This is a genomic window from Heyndrickxia sp. FW510-T9 (assembly GCF_058781025.1).
On sequence record NZ_JBYSWK010000033.1, the window covers coordinates 1 to 13,423 of the forward strand.

The 13,423-nt window shown below is 36.2% G+C and carries 13 protein-coding genes; 3 read left to right on the plus strand and 10 right to left on the minus strand.

What is annotated here, in order from left to right:
- Nucleotides 1–288: 288 nt before the first annotated feature.
- Nucleotides 289–1,164 (minus strand): nucleotidyltransferase-like protein, encoded by an 876-nt coding sequence (locus AC3WJF_RS15720; protein WP_492453832.1) that lies wholly within the window; start codon nt 1,162–1,164, stop codon nt 289–291.
- Between the two features lie 274 nt (nt 1,165–1,438).
- Here AC3WJF_RS15720 and AC3WJF_RS15725 point away from each other — a divergent pair, with 274 nt between their 5' ends.
- Nucleotides 1,439–1,798, plus strand: a complete 360-nt coding sequence (locus AC3WJF_RS15725) for a YgzB family protein (protein WP_492453835.1) — start codon at nt 1,439–1,441, stop codon at nt 1,796–1,798.
- A 223-nt stretch (nt 1,799–2,021) separates the two neighbouring features.
- Here AC3WJF_RS15725 and perR read toward each other — a convergent pair whose 3' ends face one another.
- The 5 genes from perR to AC3WJF_RS15750 all read right to left on the minus strand — a co-directional run bounded on the left by perR (nt 2,022) and on the right by AC3WJF_RS15750 (nt 5,349).
- Nucleotides 2,022–2,468: a peroxide-responsive transcriptional repressor PerR gene (gene perR, locus AC3WJF_RS15730; protein WP_492453838.1), complete on the minus strand. Its 447-nt coding sequence runs from the start codon at nt 2,466–2,468 to the stop codon at nt 2,022–2,024.
- An 85-nt stretch (nt 2,469–2,553) separates the two neighbouring features.
- Nucleotides 2,554–3,102 (minus strand): cob(I)yrinic acid a,c-diamide adenosyltransferase, encoded by a 549-nt coding sequence (locus AC3WJF_RS15735; protein WP_492453840.1) that lies wholly within the window; start codon nt 3,100–3,102, stop codon nt 2,554–2,556.
- A 1-nt stretch (nt 3,103) separates the two neighbouring features.
- Nucleotides 3,104–4,054 carry a D-2-hydroxyacid dehydrogenase gene (locus AC3WJF_RS15740; protein ID WP_492453843.1) on the minus strand — a complete coding sequence of 317 codons (951 nt, stop codon included), beginning with the start codon at nt 4,052–4,054 and terminating at the stop codon, nt 3,104–3,106.
- Nucleotides 4,055–4,389: 335 nt separating this feature from the next.
- Nucleotides 4,390–4,863: a thioredoxin-dependent thiol peroxidase gene (gene bcp / locus AC3WJF_RS15745; protein WP_492453845.1), complete on the minus strand. Its 474-nt coding sequence runs from the start codon at nt 4,861–4,863 to the stop codon at nt 4,390–4,392.
- A gap of 69 nt (nt 4,864–4,932) precedes the next feature.
- Nucleotides 4,933–5,349 (minus strand): ion channel, encoded by a 417-nt coding sequence (locus AC3WJF_RS15750; protein WP_492453847.1) that lies wholly within the window; start codon nt 5,347–5,349, stop codon nt 4,933–4,935.
- A gap of 142 nt (nt 5,350–5,491) precedes the next feature.
- On the opposite strand from AC3WJF_RS15750, the gene AC3WJF_RS15755 reads away from it, so the two are divergent.
- The gene (locus AC3WJF_RS15755) at nt 5,492–6,778 is read left to right on the plus strand and encodes a glutamate-1-semialdehyde 2,1-aminomutase (protein ID WP_492453850.1); all 1,287 of its coding nucleotides are present in this window, start codon (nt 5,492–5,494) and stop codon (nt 6,776–6,778) included.
- Nucleotides 6,779–7,288: 510 nt separating this feature from the next.
- On the plus strand, nt 7,289–8,374 hold the full coding sequence (locus AC3WJF_RS15760) for an FUSC family protein (protein WP_492453853.1): 1,086 nt from the start codon (nt 7,289–7,291) through the stop codon (nt 8,372–8,374).
- A 69-nt stretch (nt 8,375–8,443) separates the two neighbouring features.
- Here the strand turns inward: AC3WJF_RS15760 and AC3WJF_RS15765 are convergent, their stop codons facing one another.
- The 4 genes from AC3WJF_RS15765 to AC3WJF_RS15780 form a co-directional block, all read right to left on the minus strand.
- Nucleotides 8,444–10,192: an ABC transporter ATP-binding protein gene (locus tag AC3WJF_RS15765; RefSeq protein ID WP_492453856.1), complete on the minus strand. Its 1,749-nt coding sequence runs from the start codon at nt 10,190–10,192 to the stop codon at nt 8,444–8,446.
- 437 nt (nt 10,193–10,629) lie between these two features.
- Nucleotides 10,630–11,160: a nucleoside tri-diphosphate phosphatase gene (gene ntdP / locus AC3WJF_RS15770; RefSeq protein ID WP_492453929.1), complete on the minus strand. Its 531-nt coding sequence runs from the start codon at nt 11,158–11,160 to the stop codon at nt 10,630–10,632.
- Nucleotides 11,161–11,623: 463 nt separating this feature from the next.
- Complete coding sequence (locus tag AC3WJF_RS15775) at nt 11,624–11,878, minus strand: YgaB family protein (RefSeq protein ID WP_492453859.1); 255 nt, start codon at nt 11,876–11,878, stop codon at nt 11,624–11,626.
- Nucleotides 11,879–12,240: 362 nt separating this feature from the next.
- Nucleotides 12,241–12,468: a gamma-type small acid-soluble spore protein gene (locus tag AC3WJF_RS15780; protein ID WP_492453861.1), complete on the minus strand. Its 228-nt coding sequence runs from the start codon at nt 12,466–12,468 to the stop codon at nt 12,241–12,243.
- Between the last annotated feature and the right edge of the window lie 955 nt (nt 12,469–13,423).

Here is a 13,423-nt window from a genome sequence, read left to right on the forward strand (position 1 = left end):
CATGTATTAGGCACGCCGCCAGCGTTCGTCCTGAGCCAGGATCAAACTCTCCAAAAAGATGTTTGATATAGCTCATAAATTTAAAACATTGACGTTTCGTTCTGTTTAGTTTTCAAAGATCAATTTCGTGTCACCACTTCGTGACAGCGACTTTATTATTTTATCAAAGCATTTTCTGCTTGTCAACACTTTTTTTATTTCTTCGCCGCCGCGTTGATTCAACATCTAGCAGCGACGTTTATTAATATATCAAGTTTAAAATGAAACGTCAATACATAATTTAATATTTTACGATAATTTTTTTGAAATGCAGTAATGACGGTGATAAATATCTTGTCCTTTTGTTTCAATTCTTACTTCATCAATATAATGTTTCTCTAATAAAAACTCCAACAACATACTTAAATCAACATCGTAATGTTCCAATTCCGAATAAGATAGAAGATCGTTTATCGTCCATACATCCTTTGTCCTCATTATTTCTAATAAATGTGTTGCACCAAAACGAGTTCTAGAATGTATTAAAAACTCACTAGCAATAAACAGAAGCTCTAATCTTTTTTCAAGTGGTTCATCACTTGTAATCAATTCTTCATACAGCTTGAATATTTCTGGTTCCATTTGTTTCACTTGGTTCCATACCGTAATTTCAGGATGAAATCCTTTTTCAATAATCGCAAGACGAGCTAAATGATGCAAGGAATGTGCAACATGAGTATAGGCATCTAAGTATTGCTTATTATCAAAAAGCGCCCTTCCTTCCATATATCTACGGACAAGCTTTGCGAATTCAAGTCCGATTTTTATTTTTCGATCGTAAAATGGAAAGTCCTGAAGCTCTTCTCGCAGATTACTCATAAATTCATTTCGATCAAATAGTATTTTTCCATGGAGAATCCACTCTACTATTTTGCGATTTGTACCTAATAAGAGCCATTCCCGCAATTGATCTTCTCTAACAATATGCAAAGATGCTTTTTTATTTTCATAAGTGTAATGTTTGATAAAGACAGATTCCGGTGCATCTTTTACCACTATTAGCAGCACAGCATCGAATGTATCTGTTACTGCACTCGTATTCTGGATTTTTTCAATACTTAGTACTCCGAGCGTATTCAATTGACTTGCTCTTTCTTGATAAATTGGACGAAGGATGTCCTCCATATTCGATTCCTCCAAAAATCCTTAATAGAGATATAAAGTTTATAGTTTTGTTTAAATAACAAGTATAGACTTTGTTCAGCTCCAGGTGAAATCTGTACTTCAATTTTAATACCGTCTATCGGCTAGAGGATGAACAAAGCACTTCTTCTTTTCTTAACTATACTTCGACAATCATATTAAATTTCCTGCTATTTTTAAAGTACTAATTCTGTCCATTTTGTAACGCTACATTTATAATCTTTTTATGATATAGTAACATTTAGGAGGGAACCTAATGGCAAAAAAGTCTAGTAAAATTAATAAAATACGCACTTTTGCGTTAAGTTTAATATTCGTTGGATTTATCATTATGTATATCGGGATTTTCTTCAGATCGCATTTTCTCGTCATGACAATCTTTATGATTCTTGGATTACTTTCAATTATCGCTAGTACAATGGTGTACTTTTGGATTGGAATGTTATCTACGAAAGCAGTACAGGTCGTCTGCCCAAATTGTCAAAAGCCAACAAAAATATTGGGACGTGTCGATATGTGTATGCATTGTAAAGAGCCGTTGACATTAGATCCGAATTTAGAAGGGAAAGAATTCGACGAGAACTACAATCGTAAATCTCGGAATTCAAAAGCATAAAAAAAAGAATGGTATCGAGTGACTCGAGCCATTCTTTTTTTTATGCTATTTTCGTAAAAATGGTTAAAATCCAAAAGCAGATTTTAACCTTTGTTTTAAATCCTAACTTAGGATTAGTTTTGTGACATCTTTTCTTAATAAGGTTACCTATTCTTATAGCAAATGAAGAAGATGCTAAGATTTTCTTTTACAAAAGCAACAAAGTTTAAGAAAAGAGCCTATTTTAATGTACACTTTGTTTTTTAGTGCAGCCTGGGCATGTGCCGTAAATTTCCATGCGATGATGACTCACTTTAAATCCTGTAACATGTGATGCAAGCTGTTCCACTTCATCAAGTCCAGGATAATGGAAGTCAACAATCTTTCCACATTCTTCGCAGATAATATGATAGTGATTTGTTGTGACGAAATCAAATCGGCTTGATGAATCTCCATATGTTAGTTCTTTCACTAGTCCAACTTCACGAAATACGCGTAAGTTATTATATACAGTGGCAACACTCATATTGGGAAATTTCCCTTCAAGCGCCTTATAAATGTCATCCGCGGTAGGATGTGACATCGATTGAATTAAATACTCTAATATCGCATGACGTTGCGGTGTGATTCTAACACCCGTTTCCTTTAACGTATCAATGGCTTCTTTCATTTGATGTTCAGACACCGTCATGCACCTCTTTTCTAAAAGAAATTTATTATTACTTTATAATATCTACAATTAGTTTACTAAGCTGAAGGCTATTCTGTCAATGTTTTCAAGCTTGATGAAGGGTTTTTTCATTTTCATTTAGACGATAATTGATAAAACGCGCAGCAACAAATAGAAAATCCGATAGTCGATTTAAATAAGATAGAACCAGTGGATTTACATCTTCTAAAGACACCGCACATCTTTCCGCTCTACGGACAATGGTTCTGGCGAAATGAAAGCCCGCTCCTGTTGGGTGGCCCCCCGGAAGTATAAAGTTAGTTAATGGTGGTAAAGTCGAATCCCATTTATCAATAATATGCTCCAAATTATCAATATCTTCCTCGTTTATTTTCCATTTCACTTCTTTATTTGCTGGTGTAGATAATTCCGCCCCAACATGGAAGAGAGCTGTTTGGACTTTATGAAACACTTCCTCTACCTCAGCTTTTTCCGGAAAGGTTGCTTCTTTCAAAAAACTCAAAGCCTGGCCAATTGCAGAATTCGCCTCATCACATGTTCCGTAAGCTTCTACTCGAATATCGTTTTTTGCAATTCTTGTTCCATACACTAGAGATGTTGTTCCTTTGTCGCCTGTCTTCGTATATATTTTCATTTTAATACCCCTTTTCCAAATCGATCACGTTCAAAAAGTTATCTTTTTTATTAGTATATGTACGAAAGTTATGCTTTAATATATCAAATGCTCTAGGAAGATAAAGATTTGTATTACTTGAAATATGTGGAGTGATGGTTATATTTTTCATACTCCAAAATGGATGTTCTGTAGGTAATGGTTCTTCCTCAAATACATCTAAAAACGCATGATCTATCAGATTTTCCTGCATCACTTCCAATAATACATCTGTTTTTACTGCATCCCCTCTGCCAATATTCATGAAAACAGCCGATCTTTCCATGCTTTCAAAATGGTCCTTTTGGTAAAAATGCTTCGTTTCTGGTGTGCTAGGTAAAATATTGATAATGAAATCAGCACCATTTAATCCCTCATGAACGGAATTCAACGTATACATTTCATCAAAATGATCTACATGATTACCACTTTTATTCACACCGATTGTTTTCATTCCAAATGCTTTTGCTAATCTTGCAATTTCACTTCCAATGGAACCTGCTCCGACAATCAAGATGATTCTCCGAGAAAGCTCAAGAATTGATAATCCCTTTTTCCATTCATGCTCCTTTTGCTGTTTTTGCATAACAGGAAACTGCTTGGCATATTGCAGCATTAACCCGATCGTAAATTCAGCCATTGGAGTTTTATGAATTCCACGTGCATTTGTTACGAGAATCCCCTTATCTTTAATCGCTTGTAACGGCATTCTTTCAAGACCAGCCGATGTGACCATAATCCACTTAAGTTGATCTGATTGGTCAATATGTTTTTCCAATAAGTCTTCTCCAAACGTGACGATTACCTCTGCTTGTGGAAGTGCTTGTTCAGCATGTTGTATATCCGGATAAAAGGAAAAATCCTCATTTGGAAAACTGTTGATTAAGTCCTCTTTCAAATCATCTGGCGGAATAAATGTAAAAATCGTTTTCATGATTTTCCCCTTTCTTTCATTTTTAAATTAATTGTACCATTTATATAATTGTGTGAAAATTAGCCTCTCTCTAGAATAAAAAACATTCAAAAGCGTCCGCTCACAACCTGGTATATAAATGTTGGCCACCTTGCTTTCATTGCACTGTTATTCGTCCTTTATAAAGGTTGGTGCAAGCAGGTCGACCAACAATATATTTTTTCATAAAAAAAAAGAGCCGAGAGATTCGACTCTAAAAAAGACTATCTGAGGAGGTATGCCCTACTATACTGTATGTTAGTCGCATCATTTGGAGTGGACAAATGCCGTTATCTTTATAAAATAGGCATCAAAAGTTAAGACAGATTTTCCTTAATAAATGTCAGTGCCTCTTCGACATGTCCATCCACTTTGACCTTTCTCCATTCTTTTGCAACATTTCCTTCTTTATCAATAATGAAAGTACTTCTTTCGATTCCCATGTACTCTTTGCCGAAATTCTTCTTCAACTGCCATACTTCATAGCTTTCCGCAACCTTATGGTCTACATCTGCTAATAGTAAAAAAGGTAACTCGTATTTATTGATAAATTTTTGATGCAAATTCACATCATCTGGACTAATTCCTAAAATTACAGCATCCAGATTGGAGAATTCTTTATAAGCATTGCGAAAGTCACATGCTTCGGTCGTACATCCCGGTGTCATATCCTTTGGGTAAAAATATAAAACAATATGCTTCTTTCCGTGGAAATCTGATAATCTTATTACCTCACCATTATTAGCATGCAATTCAAAATCAGGTGCTTTTGCTCCCACTTCAATAGACATCTTCTTCATCTCCAGTCAAAATTTTTATTAACATTAGCTTATCGAAATGTTTTATACAACGCAAACAATCTACTTTTTTCTAAAACTAACTTGTTCGAATAGAACTGTTTTCACAACAAAAGCAGCAGGAATGGTGTAGCCAATTAGAGCTTCGATGATGACAATTGCTCTGCCAATCCCTAAAGGAACCACATCCCCAAAGCCAACAGAAAATAAGGTTACCGCACTTAAATAAATAGATGTATACAGCATATGAAAATAGGAACCTGTTAATCCTGCGCCATGATCGATAATGATGTTAAACCCTTTTATTTCAAGTAACAAAAAAATGAGGCCAAATCCAATCATGATGACACAGTAAGCAAAGGCTAAGAACAAGAAGTTATCAAACGATATTTGTTTATTTTTCAATTTATGTGAAAAAAACAAAGTTCTTAAACTCATACAAATACAAATAATAACTAAGATAATAAGGAGATTATACATTTATTTCACTCCATTAATTTAAAACTGCAAGACCATCTATTGTATTGTACGCTCGCATACTTTTATGTATGAAACTTTTATTGGACAGTATTTTCTTTGAGGACTAAAATGAAGGATGGATTTTAAAATTGGAGGAATACAAATGAACTATACGGAGTCGGAACAATTACATAGTGAAGCATTACAACATATTGTTGGGGGTGTTAACAGTCCTTCTCGATCATACAAAGCGGTTGGAGGCGGCTCACCAGTTGCGATGAAGAGAGCAAACGGCGCATATTTTTGGGATGTTGATGATAATCGTTATATTGATTATCTTGCAGCATACGGTCCAATTATTACAGGTCATGCACATCCGCATGTTACAGAAGCAATTAAAACGGCAGCTGAAAATGGCGTTTTATACGGGACACCAACTCCATTTGAAGTAAAATTTGCAAAAATGCTAAGAGAAGCAATTCCATCTTTAGATAAGGTGCGCTTTGTAAATTCTGGTACGGAAGCAGTAATGACAACCATTCGTGTTGCCAGAGCTTTTACAGGACGTGATAAAATCATTAAATTTGAAGGGTGCTATCATGGTCACTCGGATCTTGTCCTTGTTGCAGCTGGATCAGGACCATCTCAGCTAGGTATGCCAGATTCTGCTGGTGTAACAAAAGCCATTGCAAAGGAAGTTATTACTGTCCCTTTCAATGATATTGAACCATTTAAAGAAGCGTTACAAAAATGGGGAGATGAGATTGCAGCTGTACTTGTTGAACCTATTGTTGGGAATTTCGGAATCGTTGAACCGAAACCTGGATTCTTAGAGGAAGTGAATAAACTTACACATGATGCAGGTGCGCTTGTGATTTATGATGAAGTTATCACTGCTTTCCGTTTCATGTATGGCGGCGCCCAAAACTTTCTAGGAGTTACTCCGGATTTAACTGCTATGGGGAAAATTATCGGCGGTGGCTTACCGATTGGCGCTTACGGTGGCCGTAAAGAAATTATGGAAAAGGTTGCACCACTTGGTCCAGCTTATCAAGCAGGAACAATGGCTGGAAATCCTGCATCCATGCTAGCTGGTATCGCATGTTTGGAAGTGTTGAAAGAAAAAGGTGTATATGAAAAATTAGATGATCTAGGTAAAATGCTGGAAGAAGGAATTTTACAAGCAGCTAAAAAATACAATACACCTATTACGATTAATCGTCTTAAAGGTGCATTAACCATATACTTTACGAAGGAAAAAGTAGTAAATTATAAACAAGCAGAAGCAACGGACGGCGAAATGTTCGCGAAGTTTTTTAAATTAATGCTTCATCAAGGAATTAACCTCGCACCATCTAAATATGAGGCTTGGTTCATTACAACCGCTCATACGGAAGAGGATATTACTGAATCCATCAAGGCGGTTGACTACGCTTTCTCACAACTTTAATAAAAGGATATATAATCGAATATTGTTGATTAGCCTTATGTGAACGATTTTTATTCGGTACGAATAACTTTAGTGAACGTGTATGCATAAGGCGGTATTAAATCCTAATTTTAAAAAAACCTAAAGGCAGCATAACTCGTCTTTAGGTTTTTTATTAATCTAGCATACTTCCCCTATTCACGACATATCATTCTTTATTACGAATTTGTGGACAAGAGTAGGACTCTTTAACAAAATCGATAGTTTTTGGGTATGATATTAATAAATAACTCTTGATATTCTTGCATTTCCAATGTATATTACGGAGATGTTGTAAGAAAAGCGAAAGCGCCTTGGTCATCCGCGTATGTATTTCGTAGTTTTCGATTGAGATAAAGGAAACCGTGCTACGGTGGTTCACGGGCTAATGCCCGCTTATCGTAAGGAGAAGACGTAGAAATCCGCTAGCCAACGGCTGCTTGTTCTAGACATAAATTAAAGATTATTCATTTAAAGGGGATTTATTTTGTTATGAAGCTTGGGGCCCGCATTTTTAAAACGGGAATAGCTATTGTACTGGCTTTATTTTTAGCAAGAGCGATGCATTTGCCAAACGCTGTATTTGCCGGAATCGCTGCTATTTTTGCTATTAAGCCAACTATTTATCGATCCTATTTATCTATTGTAGAACAGCTACAAGGCAACTTGATTGGTGCAGTAGTTGGGGTCGTATTAGTAATGTTATTTAATAATAATGTATTAGTTGTCGGTCTTGGCGCTATTATCACTATTATTATTATGCTAAAGTTGAAACTTGAAAATAACGTAAGTCTAGGTCTCGTAACCTTGATAGCATTAATGGAGACACCGGGAGAGCATTTTTTACAATTTGCAGGTATACGTTTTTCAACATTATTACTTGGAATTTTATCTGCCTTTATTGTAAACCTAATCTTCCTCCCGCCAAAATACGAAACGAAACTATATAATGGTATTTCTAACGTTACTGAGGATGTACTAAGATGGATTAGACTGACAAGCAGACATGCAGCTGAGCATCAGTTATTGAAAAAAGATATTACGGTATTAAAGGATAGATTACTCAGGGTCAACGAATTTCTGTCCATGTATAAGGAAGAGCGAAGTTATTTCAAAAAATCAACGATTGATAAACACCGTAAAGCAGTAGTGTATCGCCAAATGGTTACGCTATTGCAAAGCAGTTTCGATATATTAGAAATACTCCATCGCTATGAACAGGAATTGCGCCAGCTTCCTGATTCGATAAATGAGCAAATACAAGAGCTTTTGGATGCTATCATGAATGATCATGAAAAATTGCTTTTGAAATTTATAGGTAAAATTCGCAAGGACTCTGAAATTGAATCGGTACAACTTATAGAAGAACAAAGAAATCAATTAATGGACCTTTTTCTTCAAGAGGTTAATGTGCAACAATTCCAGTGCCAAGTGAAACAATTCCATTTTATGCGCCTTTTATCAGCAATTGTGGATTATCAAGAACAATTGCAGCATTTTGAAAAACTATTAGACAGCTTTCAATCATTCCACAAGGATAAGAATGCAGTGAATGTGGAGGAAATAAACGAAGAATAAGCCGGCAAACACTGCCGGCTTTTAATTTATTAGATTTATATCGATGTCTGACTCCAGCGCTTCCCTTTTCTATGAGTCCAATTGTTGAACCTGGAAAAGATCGAAGTAATGGCCTCTTTTCGCCATCAGTTCTTCGTGTTTTCCCATTTCTACAATTCGTCCATGCTCGATTAAGATGATTCTATCCGCATGTGTGATAGTCGATAAGCGATGAGCTACGATGAATGTGGTTCTGTCCTTCGCAAGCTTTTCAAGTGCCTCTTGAATAAGATGCTCACTCTCTAAGTCCAATGCCGATGTTGCTTCATCCAGCACAAGTATAGGTGGATTTTTCAGAAATACTCGCGCAATGGCAATCCTTTGCTTTTGACCACCAGAAAGCTTCACACCGCGTTCTCCAACCTGTGTATCGTATCCATTTGGTAGGTTTAATATAAAGTCGTGGGCATTTGCGGCTTTAGCAGCTTCAAACACTTCTTCCGCTGTTGCACCAGGTTTTCCTAATAAAATATTGGACTGAATCGACTCGCTGAATAGAATACTATCTTGTAACACCATACCTATTTTGTCCCGCAAACTTCTGACTTTAAATTGCCGGATATCCGTTCCGTCAAGCAGGATAGCACCATCTGTTACATCATAAAATCTCGGAATCAAGCTTACTAAGGATGATTTTCCCCCTCCACTCATACCGACCAACGCAACCGTCTCACCAACCTCTATATTAAGATCGATGTCCTTTAAAACAGGCTCTTCTTTAGCGTCATAGGCGAAGCTAACATGATCAAATTTTATATTCCCAACCACATTTTCACATTCAATAGCATTTGGACGATCGTCAATATCATATTTTTGATCCATTAGCTCAAATACCCTGTCCATAGATGCAAATGCTTGTGTTAAGGTTGTCCCTGAATTTACCAAACGACGCAATGGGCTATATAAATTGTCAATATAAGCGATAAAGGCTGCCATCGTTCCAACCGTTAAATGCCCTTGGATGACTTGATATCCTGCAAAGCCAATGATAATTAACGGTGCTACATCTGTAATCGTATTTACTACTGCAAATGATTTTGCCGTCCATCTTGTATGTGTTAATGCTTTGTCGAGAAAGTTTGCATTACGCTTACTGAACTGCTTTTGTTCATGGTCTTCAATGGCAAAGCTTTTAATAACCGCCATCCCTTGAACCCTTTCATGTAAATAGCCTTGAACTTCCGCTAATGCCTGTGAACGATTGCGTGTAAATTTGCGCAGATTTCCGAAAAAGTATTTAACTGACACAATATAAAATGGGAACACAATTAAGGAAACGAGCGTAAGTTTTACATCCATTTTAAACATGATCGCAATAGCAATGATGATGGTGGAAGTGTCTAACCATACATTCATAAGTCCTGTTATAACAAAGTCCTTCGTCTGTTCCACATCATTAATGACCCGTGAAATAACTTCTCCACCACGGATATTCGAATAATATTTAAAGCTAAGCTTTTGCAGATGTGTGAATAAGCGATCGCGAATATCATACAATATTTTACTTGCTGTCCATTGCGCAAAATATTGGCGGAAATATTCTACAGGGGGACGAGCAATAATGAAAATTCCAAGCATGATAACCAACCAAAAAACAAGTTTGGATGTTTTTTCATGTGTAGTAAGTGTATGACTTCCGATCACATCATCGATAACGTATTTAATAAATAAAGGAATGAGTAACGGTATGACAAATTTAATTATTCCTATGATAAAAGTGCCGATGATTTGCAGCTTATATGGTTTAACAAATTTCAAATATCTTCTAATACTTCCCACGTGAACCCTCCCTTAAATTAACTATATTATTTTACACCAATAGATCAAATGCGCAAACGCCTTGCTCATAGGCATATGGATGAGTGAAATTTGAGGTGTAATTTTACCGAGTAAAATTTGAAGTTTAATTTTACCGAGTGAAATTTGCACTCCAAATTTCATCTTCGTAGTCTTCGACTGAGATAAAGGAAACACAGTGAGGTAGTCCACGAGCTATTGAAATTAGGATTACCAATTTCACCTGATGCCCGCTTATCGTAGGGAAGAGACGGAGAAATCCGATAGGCGCTAGTGAAATTTGAACTGCCAATTTCACTTGGAGCTAGACGTAGATCATTTTTATAAAAGAGGATTCAAAAAGCAGAATTTTATTTCTTATTAGAAAACAAAAAGCACTACTAGAATAGTGCTCCTTTCACGGTCTTTTTTTGGGAGAATTAAGAGCGGTATGTCAAATATCTCTCATACCAAATATCAATAAAATCCGGTGAAAATGGACCTTTTCTTTGCCTTATCCAACGAACAAGGTTGTCCACATTTCGTCTCAAAATATGATCGATGACATCAGGATATCCCATTTGTTTTCGATGATACTCATATTCATCTTCATCTAAGAGGGTATATGTCATATCGGGATAAACTTTAATATCCAAGTCATAATCAATATATTTTAACGCTTCACTGTCATATACAAATGGGGAACCAAGATTACAATAATAATAAATGCCATCCTCACGTATCATTCCAATAATATTAAACCAATGATCAGAATGGAAGTAGCAAATAGCAGGTTCCCTTGTGACCCATGTTCTTCCATCAGATTCCGTAACAATGGTCCGATCGTTCCCACCGATAACGAGAGATTTCGTTCCCTTTAATACCGTCGTTTCATCCCATACCCTGTGAATGAAACCATTATGCTTATAGCTATGTATTTGAATGGTCTCTCCTTCTACGGGAATCCTCATGATTCTCCCTTCTTTCGTCATAGTCTTATTATGATGATCCATACATCCCCCTTAGGTGATTTTTTTCCTTTTCATAACTTATACGGAATAAGTAACACAAAATGAGTAGGTGCACTCCCTTTTCTCCCGCTGATTTTATACCTGTCACGGAAATCACCAAAACCACTTTAAGAAACAACTGTGCAATTTATGCAGCATAAGTTAAATAAGGTTACGAAACCAATATATGTACACAAAACAAAATGAATTTTTTACTATTATAACGGTTTTTTCGAAAATTTAAAACAAAAAGAGAGTGACGAATGTCGGTGTCACCCTCTTACTAAACTCATATGTAACATTTTCTTGTCCTCACCATGAGGGAATTACTATTTTTCTAATAGAGTTGCTTGAACAGAGTAACGCTAATCTATTCTAATTCATTTTATGCAGTTTAAGTTATCGGCGCTTTGTCCCCTTACCCTTAAGCAAAGATTTTTGTTTCTTTATACGTGCGAATTACTTCATCTGTTTGCGATTCAAAAATCTCTTGGATTTGACGAAGCTCTCTTTTCATATCTGCTATTTCTTTTTTTAAACTTTCAAGTTTTGCTTCTTCTTGCAATTCAATCAGCTCTATTTCAAGCGCCTGACATTTTTCTATTTCTAATTGTAAAAATAAAAGTTGATCCATTGTTTTCATCTGTTCAGAAATTATTTTATTAAAGTTATTCACCATACACCATCCTTTGTAATCTCTTCATCTCAATATAAATTCGCTTAATGAAAAAGAATCCCTTTGACTAGTTATGTCGCTTTCCTTGTGGTTTTGTCGATTATGAAAAATACGGAAGCTCCGCAAATCTAGCGTACGTATTAGTGATATTTGAAGTGTAATTTAGCTGTCGTAGTTAGGGGAAGGATAAAGAAATCGTTGCAAAGTAGTTACGAGGTGATGCTATTATCCACAAGAAGGAGACGGAGAAATCCGCTTGCCAATTTTCGCTCGCTCTAAGCATAAACCTTCTTTCAATGGTAAAATTTTATAATTTCATAAGAAAAGGGACATCCACGATTTGGATGCCCCTATTTTTTAAATTATTATTGTTGACCAGCTTTGCCTGCATTTTGTGATTTGCGAGATTCAGCTTGTTGGTTAGCTTGTCTTACAGATTGCACATCTGTTTCACTACCGAACTCAGTTCCGTATGCGCCTTGAGCTCCTTGTGCACCTTGTGATCCTTGTGATCCTTGAGCAGATTGTGCATTTTGATGTCTAACTTCTTGAGCGTTAGTTCCGGCTTGGGTTTTGTTCATTTGTTTAGCCATGATTATCACCTCCACGCTCATTAATGTAACCAATCGATTCGGTTGTTATGTAATATTTTTGAAAAAAATTATGTATTGCTGCTTTTTCAAAAGAAAATGGATATTAAAGGTTTGGTGCTTAATAGAAGCATTCATCATTTTGGATCGTAGGCGGACTGTGAATACGTAATTTACATCAAAACACTGTTTTTTACAAAGGCTCTTTTTATCATCTCTGTTGCTTTTTGAACAGCTTTGGTGGAATTATTGGCGAAGCTATACTTGTGAAAGCTTATAAAGGACAGTTCGCTCCGATTTTTGCTCCCTTTTGTCCTTTTGAATCCTTATAAAGGACACTTCACTCCGATTTTTGTTTCCTCTTGTCCTTTTGAACACTTCTAAAGGAGAGCTCGCTTCACTTTTCGCTTCCTCTTGTCCTTTTGAATCCTTATAAAGGACAGTTCACTCCACTTTTTGCATCCTCTTGTCCTTTTAAACACTTATAAAGGACAACTCGTTCCACTTTTCGCTTCCTTTTGTCCTTTTAAACACTTATAAAGGACAGTTCACTCTACTTTTTGCTTCCTCTTGTCCTTTTGAACCCTTCTAAAGGACAGTTCACTCCACTTTTTGCATCCTCTTGTCCTTTTAAACACTTATAAAGGACAACTCGTTCCACTTTTCGCTTCCTTTTGTCCTTTTAAACACTTATAAAGGACAGTTCACTCTACTTTTTGCATCCTCTTGTCCTTTTGAACCCTTCTAAAGGACAGCTCGCTCCACTTTTCGCTTTCTCTTGGCCTTTTGAATCTTTATAAAGGACAGTTCACTCCACTTTTTGCTTCCTCTTGTCCTTTTGAATCCTTCTAAAGGACAGTTCACTCCACTTTTTGCTTCCTCTTGTCCTTTTAAACACTTATAAAGGACAACTCGTTCCACTTTTCGCTTCCTTTTGTCCTTTTAAACACTTATAAAG